Consider the following 18,343-nt stretch of genomic DNA (forward strand, 5'->3'; position numbering starts at 1 on the left):
GAAAGTATTACTAATGATTAAATACGACCATATAGGGAAAAAATATGGGGATCAGGTAATTTTAGAAGATATTTCTTTTCAGGTAAATAAAGGCGAACTTTTTGTGATAGTTGGTCCCAGTGGGAGTGGTAAAACTACTTTGCTAAAAATGTACAATCGTTTAGTAGAACCAACTAGTGGAAAGATTCTTTCTAATGGGGAAAATATTGCCCAAATTAACTTGCGTACTTTAAGAAAAAATGCAGGTTATGTTTTACAATCAGCAAGTTTATTTCCAAATTTAACTGTTGGTGAAAATATTACTATCGCTTTAGATGGAAAAATCTCTAAGGAAGAAAAAATTAACCTTCAAAAAGAATTGTTGAAATTAGTAAAAATGTCTCCTGAAAAGTATTTAAGTCGATATCCTACAGATTTGTCTGGGGGAGAACAGCAAAGGGTAGGCATTGCCCGAGCCTTAGCAACTAAGCCACCGGTAATTTTAATGGATGAGTCTTTTTCAGCCCTTGATCCAGTTGTAAGAAAGCAGCTCCAAGATACTTTATTAGAACTGCATAAACAAACTAGCGTCACAATTATGTTTGTGACTCATGATATGCAAGAAGCAGTTCGGTTAGGAGATAGAATTGCAGTAATTCATCAAGGACATTTAGAGCAAATTGGAAAACCACGAGAAATTTTGCACCATCCTGCAACTAAATTTGTGAAGAAATTTTTTGCTGCTAGTTCTGTAGAAAATAATTTTGATTTGGAAGGATTATTAAAGGGAGAACTAGGGGTAGATCCTCGTTTTTACCCTAAAACTGAAACTTTACTTCGGTATCATATTTCAAATTTAAAAGATTTGGTTAAAGCTTGTTCAAATCACCCAGATACCCTCTTTATTGCAGAAACTGAATTTGGTGAATTTTTAATTGAACCTAAACGGGTTTGGAAATTTTTATTGCAAAGGGTGGTAAGTGATGATTAAACAGCTTTGGAATATGATACTAAAGGAACATACACAAATTTGGGCAACCACCTTAGATCATATAAAAATTTCGTTAATTGCGTTAGTAATTGCAATGATTATTGCTATTCCGCTGGCTTTTCTACTTCGTCATCATAAAAAAATGGCAGAATTTACCTTACAAATTGCCAGCATTATTCAAACAATTCCTAGTCTAGCAATTTTAGGATTATTGTTGCCATTTGTAGGAATTGGAACAGTTCCCGCAATAATTGCATTAGTTTTGTATGCAATTATGCCAATTTTTCAAAATACATATGCAGGTTTAACCGGCATCCCATCAAATTTACAAGAGGCAGCCGAAGCTTTAGCCCTATCACATTGGAAAAAATTGCGGAAAGTCGAGATTCCATTAGCAATGCCAATGATCTTAGCAGGAATTCGAATTGCTTTAGTAATGATTATTGGGACAGCAACTTTGGCAGCCCTAGTTGGTGGTGGAGGATTAGGTACTTATATTTATGTAGGTATTAATTCTAATAATAATGCTGAAGTCTTGCTTGGGGCAATTCTGTCTGCATTTTTAGCTTTATTCTTCAGTTGGTTCTTGCTGTTCATTTCTAAAAGTAAATTGCGGGCAAAAATAGGAACTAGCTTAATTGCTGTTTGCTTACTAGCTTGGGGTGGAGTAAGTCTTTATAATCATTATCAACCACAAATTACTGGAAAACCTGAAAAACAAACAATTACTATTGCAGGGAAGATGGGATCAGAACCAGAAATTTTAATTAATATGTATAAAGATTTAATTGAAAAAAATGATCCTAATACTAAGGTAGTATTAAAGCCAAACTTTGGTGGGACGACGTTCTTATTTAGAGCGTTACAAAGTAATAAAATTGATATTTATCCTGAATTTACTGGAACAGTCTTGCAAACTCTAGTCAAAACTAATAAAAAGACTGGGTCTGATCCTAAGCAGGTATATGCTGAAGCAGCTAGCGACTTGAAAAAGCAATATGATTTGGAATATTTAAAACCAATGGCTTATCAAAATGGCTATGCCTTGGCCACGACCAAAGAATTTGCTAAAAAATATCACTTAAGTAAAATGAGTGATTTGAAACGTGTAAATAAGCAAATTCATGCTGCTTTTGACCCTGACTTTTATAATTTAAAAGATGGTTATCCTGGCTTAAAGAAAGTATATGATCTTGACTTTAAGTCAATTAAGACAACCGAATCAAGTATTCGCTATTCAGCAATTGCTTCTAAGAAAGTTAATGTTGTTGATGGCTATACTACTGATGCAGAAATTGAAAAGTATCATTTGGTAATGCTAGATGATGATAAAAATTACTTCCCACCATATCAAGGTGCCCCATTAATGAAAGCTAAATTTGCAGAAAATAATCCTCAAGTTGTGAAAGCTCTAAATAAATTAGCGGGTAAAATTACTACTAAGCAAATGCAACGAATGAATTATTTGGTTAATGTAAAACATGAAAAACCTGCTAAAGTTGCTCGTGACTTTTTAGAAAGTGAAGGATTATTATAATGGGAAAATACTTAGTTGAAAGTAAAACTAATGGAATTCCTTGGCAAGTAATTAATGAAACAGGTAATTATAAATTTATTGCTGATGAAGATCGTCATGAAACAAAAGATGCTGGTCCTAATCCAGTTCAATATTTAATTGGTTCACTGAATAGTTGCTTAACAATTTCTGCGTCAATGATTATTAAGGTGAAAAATTTAGATGTACAGAATTTTCACCTTATAACTGAGGCTGAAACTGAAAAATACCAAGTCTCAAAAATTAATGTTAAGGTGTTTTTCAAAAGTAAAATGACTCAAGAAGAAAAGCAAAATTTCTTAAATCATATTTTGCATGTTTCGGTTGTTTATCAGACTTTGAGTCAAGGGATGAAAATTAGTGTTGAATTAGCATAAGTTTTTCTAAAAATTCTCTTCAAGATTGAAGGGGATTTTTTTAGTTGGTATTATTAATACAACTAGAAGGTGACATAATGCAAGAAAATATTTATGGAGATTACCAGCCAGTATTAGCTGAAATTTTAGCTGAGACTTTAGATAAATTAGAAGAAATTAAGGATGACTATCAAACAGAAACGGGAGATCGTTTATACGAACACTTAATTGGAAGAGTGAAAACTCCTAAAAGTATGATTGAAAAATGTCAAAGAAAGAATTTACCATTAAATGTTCGCTCCGCTTTAAAGGAAAATAAAGACAGTATTGGTGTTAGAATTGTATGCAATTTTATTGATGATATTTATACTTGGATTGATATAATTGAACATTTAAATAATGTAGCAATTGTAAAACAAAAAGACTACATTACACATGCTAAACCAAATGGCTATCGTTCATATCACTTGATTTTAGAAGTCACTTATCCAGTAGCTGATATTGATGGTAATGATCCAGGTCAATACTTTATTGAGGTGCAACTAAGAACAATTGCAATGGATACTTGGGCTAGTTTGGAACATGAAATGAAGTATAAGCATACAATTAATAATCCAGAGATGATTGGACAAGAATTAAAAAGAGTAGCTGATGAATTAGCTTCTTGTGATGTAAGTATGCAGACAATTAGACAATTAATCAGAGAGGATGATTAACTTGAAGATTTTGATTGCAGAAGATGAAGAGCAATTATCTCATGTTTTAGTAGCAGCTATGCAACATGAGGGTCATGAAGTAACAGCTGTTGAAAATGGTAAAGAAGCCGTTGAAAAGGTAAGTAAAAATAGCTACGATATTATTATTTTAGATATCATGATGCCAGTAATGGATGGAATTACTGCCTTAAAAAAGATTCGTGAAAGTGGTAATAAAAGTTATATCTTAATGTTAACGGCTAAGTCAGAAATTGATGATCGTGTTTTAGGGCTTGATACAGGAGCTGATGATTATCTAACTAAGCCATTTTCTTTAAAGGAACTACTTGCACGTTTACGGTCAAAGAAACGGCGTGATGATACTTATACTCCTGATGAAATTAAAATTGGAGATTTGTGTTTAAATGTTCCAGAACAAGAATTGATTAGCGAAAATTCAATTCGCTTAAATAGCAAAGAAACACAAGTAATGAATTATTTATTATTAAACCAAGGAAAAGAAATTTCTACTCAGGAAATTTTTAATCAAGTTTGGAAAAATGAAGATGACGTTACCAGTGAAATCGTTTGGATTTATATCTCTTACTTGCGACAAAAATTGCGTTCAATTCAAAGTGAAATTAAAATCTTAGGAGAAAAGGATGGTAGTTTTAAAATTGAAGGGTAGGTAAAGTAAATGATTCAAAAATTTAGGTGGAAATTTATTTATCTCTCAATTACTTCTTTAGCAATAGTTTTATTTTTTACCATGGGAACACTACTATTTTTTAGTTATCATCAAAGTAGTGGTGAAGTCAATCGAGTTTTAACGGCTCTTGACAAAAATCATGGTCACTTAACCCCGCAAAATGCTCAACCCGTTTTTGGCAATCAAAATGATGTAATTAATCGTAATTTTGGGGCAGGCACTTATAATCCAGAGGCAGTTTATCAATATCGTTATTTCACGGTAGGCGTAACTCCACAAAATACTGTTCAAATTATGAATGATGAGAATGTTGATGGTATTTCTAAAAAACAAATTAAACAGGTAGCCCAAAAAATTATTAGTAAAAAGAATATAGCGAATCGGGTTAAAATTGGCAAAAATATTTATGCCTTTAGAATTACTAAAAATGAATTAGGAAATCGAATGATTATTTTTTTAAATGAATCATTGATCTTTAATCGTTTTTGGATTTTAGTGAAAATTGCCGGTGTATTAAGTGTTGTAGCTTTGATTATCTTTGCAACAGTTTTAATTTTAATTTCAAAAAAGGCAATTGGTCCAATTATTCGTACCTATAAAAAACAAAAAGAATTTATTACTAATGCAGGGCATGAATTAAAGACGCCGTTAGCGATTATCTCTGCTAATACTGAAATGCAGGAAATGCTAGGAGAAGACTCTGAGTGGGTTGAAAGTACCAAACAACAAACTCAGCGGCTAACCCAATTAATTAATAATTTAATTGCTATGGCACGAACAGGAGAAACTAAAGAAGTTGTAGTAAGTAAAGTGAATTTTTCTCAAATTGTTAAAGAAGTTACCCAAAGCTTTAAGTCCCTTATGGAGCAAAAGGGTCTTCATTACAATGCACAGATTGCTACAGATTTAAATGTTTGGGGAGAAAAACATTCATTAAATGAATTAGTAAACATTTTACTAGATAATGCGTGCAAATACTGTGATCTCGATGGCAAAATATCAATTAATTTACGCCGGGGACGAATAGGGAAACAAGCTATTTTGTCTATTTCAAATACCTATGCTGCAGGAGCTGGTTTAGATTATAAATCATTTTTTGAACGATTTTATCGAGAAGATAAGTCTCATAATTCTAAAAAGTCAGGTTTTGGTATTGGTTTAGCAATGGCAAAAGAAATGGTAGAAAGTTTTGGTGGAAAAATAAACGTTTCTTACAAAAATAGTCAAATTACTTTCACTGTTTTATTGAAGTTGGTAAATAAAAAAGCATAGTTTATGCTTGAAGAACCATGAAAAGAAAACTAAAAGATTAGTTAATTAAATACACGATTTCTGTATTTTGATATGAACCCCGAAATTCGGACAAGAATTTCGAGGTTTTTTATTATGACTAAACTGTCTAAACAAGATAAAATTGATATTTATAATAATTGGAAATATTACGGTAAATCTTCTCTTCAATTAGGAAAAGAATATGGAATTACCTCTGATAGTCTTAGATACTTATTTAAATTAATCGATAAATATGGATTAGAAATCCTAGATAAGCCCTATACTTTTTATTCAATAGAATTTAAAGAAAAGGCAATTAGAAGGGTTCTTTCAGGAGACGAAACTATGTCCCAAATATCATTAGATCTTGGTTTACGTAGTAGGGCCATGCTTTACAATTGGGTTCGCAAATACAAAGAAAATGGGTATAATGTCATTAATCATAAGAAAGGTAGAAGATCTAATGCAGAACAAAGACAAACAGATTCAAGAACTTCAAAAGCAAATCAAGGACCTCAAACAAAAGAATTTAGAGCTTACTGTCGAGAACGAATTTATAAAAAAATTAGATGCCTTAGTGGCACAAAGAATCAGAAACCAAAAGCACAAGAAATAGTTTCTGCAGTCACACAGCTAAGGCAAGAACTTCATGTGACTGTGAGTTTTGTGCTTAAAGTGATCAATTCTAAACCTGACCTTCCTCACCTATCTAGGAGTAATTATTACTATGTTCAAGGACATGATGATAAAGATAGGAAAAACCAAAATATCATGGAAAGGATCAAAGAAGTATATGAAGAGCACAAACATCGCTACGGTTATAGAAGAATTACTGCACAACTTCAACGTGAAGGACTTAAAATCAATCATAAGAAAGTAAAACGTCTAATGACTAAAATGCACTTATATGGCATTGCCATTAGACGTAAGCATAAATATTCAAGCTATCGTGGAACTGTAGGTAAGATCAAAAGTAACTTGATTAAACGTAATTTCAAGTCTGTAATTCCAAATAAAAAGTGGTATTCAGATGTGACGGAATTTCATTTGAATGGTGAAAAGCTTTATCTATCCCCAATTATGGACGGTTGCACACAAGAGATTGTCTCTTATACTCTAAGTCGTCATCCTGTTTTAAAGCAAGTAATGGATATGTTAAAGCTGGCCTATAAAAAGTATCCGGCCCTTAATGGTTTAGTATTTCATACTGATCAAGGCTGGCAATATCAACATCCTCTCTTTCAATCATGGCTTAAAAATCATGGCATAACCCAAAGTATGTCACGTAAAGGTAATTCTTTAGATGATGGCATGATGGAGGGTTTCTTTGGCATACTTAAAAGAGAAATGTTTTATGGATTCGAAAATAATTTTAGTAATTTAGATGAGTTAGAAGAAGCCATCAAAGAATATATTGAATATTACAATACTAAACGAATTAAAACTGTACTAAAAAATCGCACACCGATTGAATATCGGAATGCGATTATGAATCAAAGCTAATTAATAATATGTCCTAATTTTAGGGTTCATATCATTTTGCAGGAATCGTGTATTTAATTTCCTTCGTTTAAATGGATAGAATTATACATATTTCCCCATTTTTCCATTTCGAGAATAATTGGATTGAGAGTTTTGCCAAAATTTGTTAGTTTATATTCTGTTTTAGGAGGTATTACTGGATATATCTTTTTTTCAATAATTTTATCTTTCTCTAAATCATTTAATTGAAGTGATAGCATTCTTCTTGAACAATCCGGTATCTTTTTTTGTAATTCACTAAATCTACATGTTCCATTCTTTATAAGATGATATAAAATTACACTTTTCCACTTACCGGAAATTATCTGTAGGGTACTTTCGATGGGACAACCGTTACTACAATTAAAAATATGTCTTTGCATTGTAATTCTTCTCTTTCATGATATTGTTGTTTTTATTTTACACCTAGGGGGAAATAATTGTTACATAGAAAAATTAAATTCCCTTCTTGTTTGCCTTTGGTAATTTGTTTACTATGTGTAAAGAAATAGAAAAGAGGAGTTAATTATGAAAGCAATTGGTTTTAAAGAACATTTAGATATTGCCAATCCTAAAAGTTTGTTTGAGTTTGAGGAAAAAATACCAGTACCCAAAGATCATGATTTATTGGTAAAAGTTGCCGCTGTGTCGGTGAATCCTGTTGATGTTGGAGTGCGACGTAATGGACTAGGTAAATTAAAGACCCCACGAGTTATTGGATGGGATGCTTGTGGAATTGTTAAAAAAACTGGTAGTAAAGTATCCTTATTCAAGCCAGGTGACAGGGCATTTTATGCTGGATCTTTTAAACGTGCAGGAAGCAATAGTGAATATCAATTAGTTGATGAACGAATTGTTGGTTATGCACCAAAATCGTTGAATGATAGTGAGGCGGCAGCTATGCCGTTGACTTCATTAACAGCATATGAAGCTTTATTTGAACAATTAGCATTGTCTGATGAACAAAAATATAATGGCAAAACTATTCTTATTATTAATGGCGCAGGTGGTGTTGGCTCGGTTGCTACTCAATTAGCTGCTAATGTAGGTTTAACTGTTATTGCAACTGCTTCACGAAATGAAAGTATTAACTGGGTTAAAGAACATGGAGCAACATATGTAGTAAATCATCGAAAAAATTTAGTGGATGAGGTTAGAAAACTTGGCTATAAATATGTAGATTATATCTTGGAACTAAATGATTTAGATAATCATTGGAAAGAAATGTGTGAATTAATTAAGCCGGAAGGAGCAATTGTTTCAACAACAGAGAATAAGCGTCCAGTTAATTTACGACTTTTAACTACAAAAAAGGCAACATTTTCTTGGGAATGGATGTATACCAAATCATACTACCATACAGCAGATATGGACACTCAACATAAAATTTTAAATAAAATATCTAATATGATTGATGAAAGAAAGCTGAAATGCACATTAACACAAGTGCTATCACCATTAAATGCAGCTAATCTTAGGACAGCACATGCCTTAGTAGAGAATGGGCATATGATTGGAAAAGTTGTTCTGTGGAAATGGGAGAATTAAATTTATGAGTGAAAATAATAGGTATTATCGTCGTTATGTAGAAGATGTTTCATCTGGTTATATTCCTCTTCAAGCGGGGTTAATTAAAAAGGCTATTTTAGATAGCTTTCTTGAATTAGATTATAGACTTACTAGTCAAATTGTAAAGAATAAAAAATTTACAGATCAGACTTTTTTTAAGATACTTCTTATATTCCTGTATTTAGTAAAATGTTTTTAAATTTTGAAAAACGTTTAATTAAACAATTTAATCATATACAAGAACTGTATAAGGATGAATCTACTTCTAAGGTGATATCTGACATAATAAAATTTTTAGAAGCATTGGATATGGTTGAAGATACTCAAAAAATAGTATGGAGCTATTTGGATTTATTAGACAATATTAATAATGTGGTTCCTTTTTTATCACCTAATAAGTTGGGTTATGCTAATTTTATTAATAAAGAGAATGGGCTTTTATTGGTTATTGATTTGAAAAGACTCCAGCAAAATAATCATTCTATTTCGGATTATGATAAGTTAGATATTCCGAAGTTTATTAATGTAGCAAGTCTATTAGATATGAAAATTAGACACGAGAATAGAAACTCAACATTACAAGAATATCTAACTCGCCAAATTGCCTTTGAAATGATTAATATTCGTGGATATAGTGAGGCACCAATTGTACCTTGGGGTAATAGTGGATTTAGAAAAATCCAAACTCAGGCTTCAATTACAGATCCAGGATTAGGTCATTTGACAGGAACTATTCGTAAGATGGAATATATAAATGGTACTAATGTTCATATTGAATATCTTGAACGTGGAAAAGAAAATAATCGAGAGCTAGTAGAGCCTTATAGACTCCCCGATTTAGCTACAATTGGTAAGGTCAAAATGAGCGTCGGCAGAGATACCTCTGTATCATCATATGTGGGGAGACCGATGTTTGAAGATAGATTTGATAATTCATTTATCAAATCTGTTCATACAACGATTGCGGTATGTTCTGCAATTTTTATGAATGGTCTTTCAGAGTGCAAGGTAGCTATTGAAAAAATGACAGTTACTCAAGCAATAAAGTTTATGCGTGCTGTCTCTGCAAATGTGGTTCGTGATGAAAATCTTCAAGTACTTGCAGCTGCTTTTTGTATTAATTACCCGCTTATAGATGATCGAAATGAAACACTTAGAAAAAATAATGGAAAACCGAGAAGAATTACTGATCGAATGGAGATCGCTAAGTTAGGTATTGAGATTACTAAAGCGGGTAATTTTGATAAAGTTACATTTGATGGGACAGCAAATTGGTACCCGAGTGATCCGATAATGGAACAACTTGGATATAAAAGAGCTTTGGAGTTAGTGCACAAATCTCATGAAGTAGGTCTATTAACTTACTTTTCAGCAGGTTTTAGATTTAAACATCTAATGGAGATTGTTCAAACAGGAACAGATGGAATTGGTCTAGGGGGAGCGCAAATTTTACGATTTATGGATTCTAAAAATGGATACCATGGTCCATTTAAAGAAGAAAATATTAAAAAAATTCTTACAATTAATCAATCTGCTGCTAGAAGTATTATTGGGAGAGGAGCCATTCTTCTTAGCAGACTCGATCGTATGTATTTTGAAAAGTCATTGCCAGAATGGGTAGAAGAGCAAAGAAAGAAACTCTATAAAGCGTTATTAATCAGGGATGAAGAAAGCGTAAGTTATATTTTAAAAGTACTTCAAGAAATAGTAGAATTACCTTGTGATTATGTACACCCCCTAGTAGCTTGGGCACAGCGAATTATTTCGAATAAAAATGATGCCATAGTATTTTCAAATATGAATAAGAAGGAAAAAGAATATTATATTAGTCGGCTTAAAAGATATGTTAATTGTCATGACTATACTGCACTTAATACCGTCTTAAAAGAACTTATTTCTAAGTAATAATTTACGGTTAAGTATTATTGATTGTCTTAATTGTATTTTATAAACAATAGTTTTAATAGATTATTTTATTAAATTTAGATACTCATTAGAGAAAAACTATTTTAGGTTAGTCAAAAAATACCCCATAGTTGTTAGACTTATAGCTACAATATGGGGTATTTTCGAATTATGCTTTTTCAATCTCTACATTTGACTATATGAGAAAACAGTATTAGTTAAGTCAATAGTGTAGGTTTCTTCTTCAAGAGGACGCTTAGTCATAGCTTGGTCAGTAGAGTAGATGATTAAACCTAGGCAAGATCCAACTGGAACGCGATAAAAGGTAGGTTGTAAGAAAAATTCAAGATCGTAGAATTTTTCAGGAATCACTTTTTGCGCCTTCTTCATATCTGCGTAGTTTTGGATATTCATATGACCTTTGGTGATTAGTTTAGCTTCAGTAAATTTATCAGGAACATATTCTCTTAGTATATCAGTGCCAAAGCGATAACCTAACTCTTGAATTTGGTCATTAAAGAGCTTTGGAACTCGTGTTAGGCGCTTGCGTTTTCCTAATTCAACTAAAGCAACCGAAATTTGGCCTTTAGGTAGTGAGGAACTAACTCTTATTTTAATTTTGGGACGACCGACAACAGTAATTGGGTTGATAAACTCTTCGGTAATAAAACGAAGTTGTTGGTCTGCCCACCGTTCTTTGCCAGAAATAAATTCATATTCCCAATCTTTTTCAGAGATTTTGGCTTCTTTAAATACTTTTCCTCCTACATCAGTAAATGAGACTTTTTCGTCATCTGCACTACTAATCTTTAATAATTCTCCTTCAGCGTTAGGGTAGTAAAGTTCTTGAGTCCCTAATGAATTATTCCATTTTGGCTCTTCATGCCAGATATCAGGTTGGAGATTATCTTGAATCATCACTGTTTCCCATTGCTTATAAGCGTTATTATTAACTTTAAGTAATTCATGACAAAACCATAAATTCATCATTTCAGAAAAGTCGATGGATAATAAATTATTCATGTTATAGTGAGGACCTTGGTGGAGGAAAAGTTTGTGGGCAATAGGAAGCTTAGCAATTTTTTGCCAAAGTTTGTAAACATTTTTAGGCTTTACATTCCAATCGTTAAGTCCATGGACAGAAATCCAAGAGCATTTAACATTATTTAAGTGGTGGCGATAATTTCGCACTTCCCAGAAATCTGAATATTGACCGGTTTCTCGATCAGCTTTTTTAAGGAGCTTTTTCTGCATTTCGTCAAATTTAGGCTTTATTTTTAAATAGTTACCAGCATCCCATAAATTAGATTGGCAAGTTTCGGCCAGCATATCGAGATCTTCCCCTTGGCAAGCTTCTGGCGCAACTACCAAACCATGTTCTCGATAGTAGTCATACCAAGAAGAAATAGCTGCTTCTGAAACAACAGTTTTAAGTCCAGCAACTCCAGTAGTAGCCACGGCAATTTGAAGTGTGCCTAAATAAGAACGTCCAGTCATTCCAATATTACCATTACACCAAGAAGCTTTAGTTTGGTGAGTGCGATTGCGGTCAGTATAAGCAATTCGATCACCATGTAGCCATTCAATAATTTCTTTAGCAGCAATTGTTTCTTCAGGAGCACCTGTAATTCGCAAACCATCACTACCACGAGTACCAATGGCACCAGCATAAACATTAGCAAATCCACGAGCTAGTAAGTATTCGTTAAGACTATAAGCGCCTTTGTGAACAGCAAGTTCACTACTTGCATGATTTTCATTACCTGGTAAAGATGCTTTAACTTTAGGAAGGGCTTCATAGTTTGGATAATCACTAGTAGTGGCATCCTCTAGATTCACATCTACATTATGATTCCGGTTAGCATTGTCAATGATTCCGCCAAAGTAGGGATCAGCTGTATAGAGTGCAGGAATTTTGAAAGTATTGCTTTCGATTGGACGAAAGATTGTAACTTGAAGAAGATCACTTTTTCCATCTTCGTCAGTGTCTAAATCACTTTCTACGTAAACTACTTCTCGAATAACTTTACTGGTGTCAAAAACTGGCAAAGCTTTTCCATTAAAGTACATGAATTTAGTAACAGGATAAAATTGGGTAAAGTAGCCTTTACCGGCTAAGTTATCAATTAAAGTTTGTCCATTTTTTGCGCGAGTATTTAGTAGTCGATAGAAAACGTTGATTAATTCATCTTTGTCAATTATTTCCTTCTCTGTAAAAGGAAGAGCATTACGTTTCATACGATCTAAAGGATCAGTTAGAGAAAAGTCATAACCAACATGATAATTTAATAATTGTAGGGCAACATTATAGAATTCCTTACGGGAGATGTTGGTAGGATTTTTAGAAATAAAATCGGCTAAAGTTTCGGTTTCACTTACTGCATATTCGTTTAATTTAGCTTCTTTGGCTTGAGAAGTTGTTGCTTGTGCAAAACAATTTTCAAAGAGATTTTTTAATAAACTAGCAAAACTCTCTTTTTCCCAATCCACCTTTAAAAACTTGATGTTAAGTAATTCATTAATTTTAGTTTGGTAGTCAGTTTTAAGATAAGCATATTGATTGTACTTCATAAAAGCCTCCGAAATTAAATAATTATAACTTTATTGTACTAGTTATTTGAGGAAAAGAGATAAAATTTTGCCCAATGATTAAAACTAACTTGTAAAGTAGCAATGATAGATTAAAAAGGTTATAATAATTAATTAAGAATATAATATAGAGAGGATAATTTTATGGCACAAGTCCAACGCTTATACGAATTATTTAAGCCAGAACACTATGACGTTTATTTAGATATTAATCGGCAAGAAAAAGTTTTTTCTGGTAAAGTTACAGTTAGTGGAGAAGCTGTAGAAGATAAAATTAAACTAAATCAAAAATTCTTGGAAATCACAAAAGTTAGTGTTGATGGACAAGAAGTAGACTTCAAGGTTGATAATGACGAACAAGTTATTAATATCAATGCCGGTAAAACTGGCAATATAACAGTTGAAGTTGAATTTGCAGGTCCGCTAACAGATACAATGATGGGAATTTATCCTTCTTACTATGAAGTTGATGGAGTTAAAAAGCAATTAATTGGTACCCAATTTGAAACAACTTTTGCTCGCCAAGCTTTTCCTTGTGTCGATGAACCAGCTGCTAAGGCAACTTTTAGTTTGGCAATTAAGTTTGATGAAAAACCAGGTGAAACTATAATTTCTAATCAACCAGAAGAAAAAGTGGTTGATGGAGTGCACTACTTTAAAGAAACTTTACGGATGTCAACTTACTTAGTAGCCTTTGTTTTTGGAGAAATGCAAAGTAAATTGACGAAGACTAATTCTGGAGTTGAAATCGGTGTTTTTGCTACAAAAGCTCATCAACCAAAAGAATTAGACTTTGCTTTAGATATTGCAAAACGTTCTATTGAATTTTATGAAGACTATTATGAAACTCCATATCCACTAGAACATTCTTATCAAGTAGCACTTCCTGACTTTTCAGCAGGAGCAATGGAAAATTGGGGTTGTGTAACTTATCGTGAAGCTTATCTTTTAGTAGATCCTGACAATACTGCCTTAGATCAAAAGCAATTGATTGCCACAGTAATTGCCCATGAATTAGCTCACCAATGGTTTGGTGATTTGGTAACAATGCAATGGTGGGATAACTTATGGCTAAACGAAAGTTTTGCAAACATGATGGAATATGTAGCAATTAATGCTTTAGAACCAGATTGGAAGATTTGGGAAATGTTCCAAACAAGTGAAGTACCTCTTGCATTACAAAGGGATGCAACTGATGGGGTCCAATCTGTACATGTAATGGTTAATGATCCTGCAGAAATTGATGCTTTGTTTGATGGAGCAATTGTCTATGCTAAAGGTTCTAGAATGTTAGTAATGGTAAGAGCCTTATTAGGTGATGATGCTTTAAGAGCAGGTCTGAAGAAGTATTTTGCTGCTCATAAGTTTGGCAATGCTACTGGGGATGACTTGTGGAAGGCATTAGGCGAAGCTTCTGGATTAGATATTGGAGAAATCATGCATTCTTGGCTTGAACAACCAGGATATCCTGTTGTCAATGTTAAAGTTGAAAATGGTGATTTGGTTTTATCACAAAAGCAATTTTTCATTGGAGAAGGAAAAGAAGTAGGAAGAACTTGGCAAATTCCGCTAGAATCTAATTATCAAGCAGCTCCGCAAATTATGAAAGATGCTGAAGTAAATCTTGGCAATTATGAAGCTTTACGTCAAGCAGCAGGTAAGGCATTTAGACTAAATGTTGGTAATAATTCTGACTTTATCGTTAAATATGATGCAGAATTACTACAAGATATTTTAGCTAGTGTTGAAGATTTGACTGCTACTGATAAATTGCAATTGCTACAAGATTTTCGCTTATTAGCAGAAGCAGGACAAATGTCCTGGGCAGAAATTATTCCACTATTACCTAAATTTGCTAACTCAACTTCTTCAATTGTTAATGATGCTTTATATCGTCTCTTAGCTTACTTACGTAATTTTGTTGAACCAAATTCTCCAGAAGATAAGAAATTACGTGAATTTTATAATATGCTATCTGAGGATCAAGTTAAGCGTTTAGGCTTTTTACCAAGAGAAGATGAGTCAATTGATGATACATTGACACGTCCATATGTAATTGCAGCTTCTTTATATGGTAAAAATGATACTACAATTGCTACCTTGCATAGAATTTATAATGAAAATGAGGATCAATTAGATGCAATTAATGCAGATATCCGTGCTTTAGTTTTAGATAATGAAGTCCACAACTTTGGTAGTATGAGTTTGCATGATAAATTAATGCATGAATATGAAACTACAAGTGATCCTAGTTTTAAAAATGATTTAACTAAGGCAATTACTGATACTGCACAGCCAGATATTATCGACGCCATTGTTGATGTCTTTAAAGAAGCAGATGTTGTAAAACCACAAGATTTACGTGCTTGGTATCGTGGAGTTTTGGCAAATCCTTATGGTCAAAGACAAGCCTGGAATTGGATGCGTTATAGTTGGGATTGGCTCGAAAAAACTGTTGGGGGAGATATGGAATTTGCTACTTTTGTAACAGTTACAGCTAATGTTTTCCATACTCCAGAATATTTAGCACAATTTAAGGAATTCTTTGAACCAAAATTGAATACTCCAGGTTTAACTAGAGAAATTGAAATGGATATTCGTGTAATTGAAACTAAGGTTAACTTGGTTGAAAAAGAAAAGGATGCTGTGGTGGCTGCCTTAAATAAAATTGTCGATTAAGTTAATAAAATAGCATTGATGGTTAAAGTCAATGCTATTTATTTAGCTAAAAAGTCAGCTGAATAAGCTTTTAGAGCCTTTTATTTGCTTTTTAAAGTAAATGCCACTATCTTTAAAGGTAAGTAGATTATAAATATTTATCTTGCAAGTTATTATCTAAATATCTATTTAACAATTTAATTTCACGTTTATAGATAATGGAGGTATTAACATTATGTCCTTAACAAAAGACCAAAAAGCAATTGTTGCTAAGGCTAGTCGAAAAGACGAAAATGGTTGGCACTATATTACTGTCCAAGGAAAACCTTATGAAATAGGATTCCAACATGGCTATTTATTAACTGATGAGTATAAAGATGCAATCAGAGTGTATGACCGCATGACACTTGAATTTTATGGAATGGATTACTCTTTCTTTGTTAAAGAAGCTGTGAAATTACATAAGGATAAGATTCCTGAAGAATACTTAGAAGAAATGCAAGGGATGGCTGATGGCTTTACAGCTGGTGGATATGAAACTAGTTTAGATGACATTATTGGTTGGAATGCTTGGATGGAGTTAACAGGCTATTGGTGGCCACAAGTTGCTGCTAACTATTCTAATAATCCTCCAAAAGGCCCAAGATCTTCCCACTGTTCAGGTTTTGTAGCTACGGGATCTGCTACTACAGATGGAAAACCAGTCATTGCCCATGAAAGTTTTGATGATTTTTGGAGTGGTCAATACTTTAATGTTTGTGAATTAGTGAAACCAGAAAAGGGTCACTCTTTTAAGATGCAAACTGTTCCAGGTTATATTGACTCAATGACTGATTTTTATGTAACTGATGCCGGCTTAGGAATTACTGAAACTACAATTGCTGGATTTGTAGGATATGATGTTAATGGAATTCCAGAATATGTCCGTGCCCGTAAAGCAACGCAATATGCTGATAACATTGATGAATGGATTGAGATTGCTAATAAGGGTAATAATGGTGGATATGCAAATATTTGGTTATTAGCAGATACTAAAAATAATGAAATTGCTCGTTATGAACAAGGCTTAAAGTATCAAGAATTATTACGAACAAAAGATGGTTACTTCTATGGCTGTAATGCCTGTCACAACCCAAGAATTCGTAATTTAGAGTGTGTAGACAATGGTTACAATGATACTCGCCAGCAAACAGGTGCTCGTAGAACACGATTTGAACAATTATTACCAGAAGTGAGTGGTAAAATTGATACTGCTATGGCAAAGAAAATTTTAGCTGATAAGTATGATCCATACCTTGGCTACCAAAATCCTTCCTCAAGAAATATTTGTGCTCACTATGATGTTGATCCACAATATTATGCTGACGATCCACATGCAGTTTGGAATGTTCCATTTTACCCAGCAGGTTCTTGCGATGGTAAATGTGCTGATGCTAATGATATCGATAACTTAAATATGTGGGGAATCTTTGGTCGTGCTGATGGTGAACCATTTGATGCTGATGAATTTATTAAGCAACACCCAGAATGGAAATGGCAACAAGGATACCTTTACAGTAGACCAAGTCAACCTTGGACTTTGTTTAACTAAATAATAAATTCCACAAAACAAAGAGATAATTCATATGCTGATATGAATTATCTCTTTATTTTGTTATTCTGTAATAAATTTTCCTACACTGTCAAATGGTAAACGTAAGGTAGGTAAAGAATTTAAAGTTGAATTTTTTTCTTTAGCACGGTGGCCTAGAGCGATTACCATTCCGACTGCTTCAGAGTCAGGAATTTTAAGATACTTATGAACGATTTCTGGATAGTGAGTAGCACTATAAAGATTGAGCGAATCCACTCCTTCATTTTTAGCTGCTAAATGTAAGCATTGTGAAAATGAACCTAAATCGTAAAGTGACCAGGCAGGTGAAACCTTTGGAATAGTAATTACAGCTAAAATTTGAGCTTGGTAAAGTTCTGCTTCAGCAGCAGTATAGTCAGAGAACTTTCCTTCCTTTAAAAACTGAACTGAATCACTATAGTTAAGCATATTTTTAGCTTCGCGTATATCCCATTTCCCGTTAGGAATGAAGTTTTCTAATTCAGAGTGAATTGGCTTGTTTTTAGTAAATGAGCGATAATAAGCTGCTCTAATTTTATTAGTAAGGGTGGGCATTGAGATGTAAACACGCCATGGTTGTGAATTAAGAAGAGAAGGAGCTTGTTGGGCCTGTGAAATAATTTTTTTAAGTTTTTTAGTAGGGACAGAACGTTTACTAAATTGTTTAATTTCTTGTTGATCCTTTAAAATCTTTTTGAATTCCATTGTTGATTCATCCAATCTTTAGTTATTAAAAAAATAACACTTTTTCAAGTTTTTTGAATAATGACGTTATATTATTTTATCTTATTTTCTAATTACTAGTATAAATTAATTATTTTAGATAAAAAGAATTACAGCCCTTTTTAAAGTTATTCAATAATTTTTAAAAAGAATATAAAAAAAGTAAACAATTTGTTTACTTTTTATGGTATACTCTATTTTAGATGTTA

15 protein-coding genes are annotated in these 18,343 nt (G+C 32.9%); 12 read left to right on the forward strand and 3 right to left on the reverse strand.

Annotation, left to right across the window (positions count from 1 at the left end):
• Positions 1-13: 13 nt before the first annotated feature.
• The 7 genes from FP433_RS02905 to FP433_RS02935 all read left to right on the forward strand — a co-directional run bounded on the left by FP433_RS02905 (position 14) and on the right by FP433_RS02935 (position 7,060).
• A complete protein-coding gene (locus FP433_RS02905) occupies positions 14-970 on the forward strand; it encodes an ABC transporter ATP-binding protein (protein WP_265483165.1) in 957 nt (318 codons plus the stop codon).
• Positions 963-2,507: an ABC transporter permease/substrate-binding protein gene (locus FP433_RS02910; protein WP_265483164.1), complete on the forward strand. Its 1,545-nt coding sequence runs from the start codon at positions 963-965 to the stop codon at positions 2,505-2,507. The genes FP433_RS02905 and FP433_RS02910 overlap by 8 nt, the downstream gene beginning before the upstream one ends.
• A complete protein-coding gene (locus FP433_RS02915; RefSeq protein WP_265483163.1) occupies positions 2,507-2,902 on the forward strand; it encodes an OsmC family protein in 396 nt (131 codons plus the stop codon). Before FP433_RS02910 ends, FP433_RS02915 begins: the two co-directional genes overlap by 1 nt.
• 77 nt (positions 2,903-2,979) lie before the next feature.
• Entirely contained in the window at positions 2,980-3,597 is a 618-nt protein-coding gene (locus FP433_RS02920; RefSeq protein WP_265483161.1) for a GTP pyrophosphokinase, read from the forward strand.
• A gap of 1 nt (position 3,598) precedes the next feature.
• Positions 3,599-4,264: a response regulator transcription factor gene (locus tag FP433_RS02925; RefSeq protein ID WP_265483159.1), complete on the forward strand. Its 666-nt coding sequence runs from the start codon at positions 3,599-3,601 to the stop codon at positions 4,262-4,264.
• A 9-nt stretch (positions 4,265-4,273) separates the two neighbouring features.
• Entirely contained in the window at positions 4,274-5,557 is a 1,284-nt protein-coding gene (locus FP433_RS02930) for a sensor histidine kinase (protein WP_265483157.1), read from the forward strand.
• A gap of 114 nt (positions 5,558-5,671) precedes the next feature.
• Positions 5,672-7,060: an IS3 family transposase gene (locus FP433_RS02935; protein ID WP_265482988.1), complete on the forward strand. Its 1,389-nt coding sequence runs from the start codon at positions 5,672-5,674 to the stop codon at positions 7,058-7,060.
• Positions 7,061-7,113: 53 nt separating this feature from the next.
• On the opposite strand, the gene FP433_RS02940 is transcribed toward FP433_RS02935, so the two are convergent.
• Positions 7,114-7,461 (reverse strand): winged helix-turn-helix transcriptional regulator, encoded by a 348-nt coding sequence (locus FP433_RS02940; protein ID WP_265483156.1) that lies wholly within the window; start codon positions 7,459-7,461, stop codon positions 7,114-7,116.
• Positions 7,462-7,606: 145 nt separating this feature from the next.
• On the opposite strand from FP433_RS02940, the gene FP433_RS02945 reads away from it, so the two are divergent.
• The 3 genes from FP433_RS02945 to FP433_RS02955 all read left to right on the forward strand — a co-directional run bounded on the left by FP433_RS02945 (position 7,607) and on the right by FP433_RS02955 (position 10,552).
• Positions 7,607-8,626 (forward strand): zinc-binding alcohol dehydrogenase family protein, encoded by a 1,020-nt coding sequence (locus tag FP433_RS02945; RefSeq protein WP_265483155.1) that lies wholly within the window; start codon positions 7,607-7,609, stop codon positions 8,624-8,626.
• A 4-nt stretch (positions 8,627-8,630) separates the two neighbouring features.
• Complete coding sequence (locus FP433_RS02950) at positions 8,631-8,846, forward strand: hypothetical protein (RefSeq protein WP_265483154.1); 216 nt, start codon at positions 8,631-8,633, stop codon at positions 8,844-8,846.
• Between the two features lie 110 nt (positions 8,847-8,956).
• Positions 8,957-10,552: a hypothetical protein gene (locus tag FP433_RS02955; protein WP_265483152.1), complete on the forward strand. Its 1,596-nt coding sequence runs from the start codon at positions 8,957-8,959 to the stop codon at positions 10,550-10,552.
• A gap of 186 nt (positions 10,553-10,738) precedes the next feature.
• Here the strand turns inward: FP433_RS02955 and FP433_RS02960 are convergent, their stop codons facing one another.
• Entirely contained in the window at positions 10,739-13,123 is a 2,385-nt protein-coding gene (locus FP433_RS02960) for a Xaa-Pro dipeptidyl-peptidase (RefSeq protein WP_265483150.1), read from the reverse strand.
• A gap of 162 nt (positions 13,124-13,285) precedes the next feature.
• On the opposite strand from FP433_RS02960, the gene FP433_RS02965 reads away from it, so the two are divergent.
• Positions 13,286-15,820 (forward strand): M1 family metallopeptidase, encoded by a 2,535-nt coding sequence (locus FP433_RS02965; RefSeq protein WP_265483149.1) that lies wholly within the window; start codon positions 13,286-13,288, stop codon positions 15,818-15,820.
• Between the two features lie 214 nt (positions 15,821-16,034).
• A complete protein-coding gene (locus tag FP433_RS02970) occupies positions 16,035-17,390 on the forward strand; it encodes a C45 family autoproteolytic acyltransferase/hydolase (protein ID WP_265483146.1) in 1,356 nt (451 codons plus the stop codon).
• A 63-nt stretch (positions 17,391-17,453) separates the two neighbouring features.
• On the opposite strand, the gene FP433_RS02975 is transcribed toward FP433_RS02970, so the two are convergent.
• Positions 17,454-18,116, reverse strand: a complete 663-nt coding sequence (locus FP433_RS02975; RefSeq protein ID WP_265483144.1) for a nitroreductase family protein — start codon at positions 18,114-18,116, stop codon at positions 17,454-17,456.
• Positions 18,117-18,343 lie beyond the last annotated feature (227 nt).

Origin of the sequence: Lactobacillus sp. PV012, from assembly GCF_014522325.1 — a bacterium.
In the GTDB taxonomy this organism is placed as follows: Bacteria; Bacillota; Bacilli; order Lactobacillales; family Lactobacillaceae; genus Lactobacillus.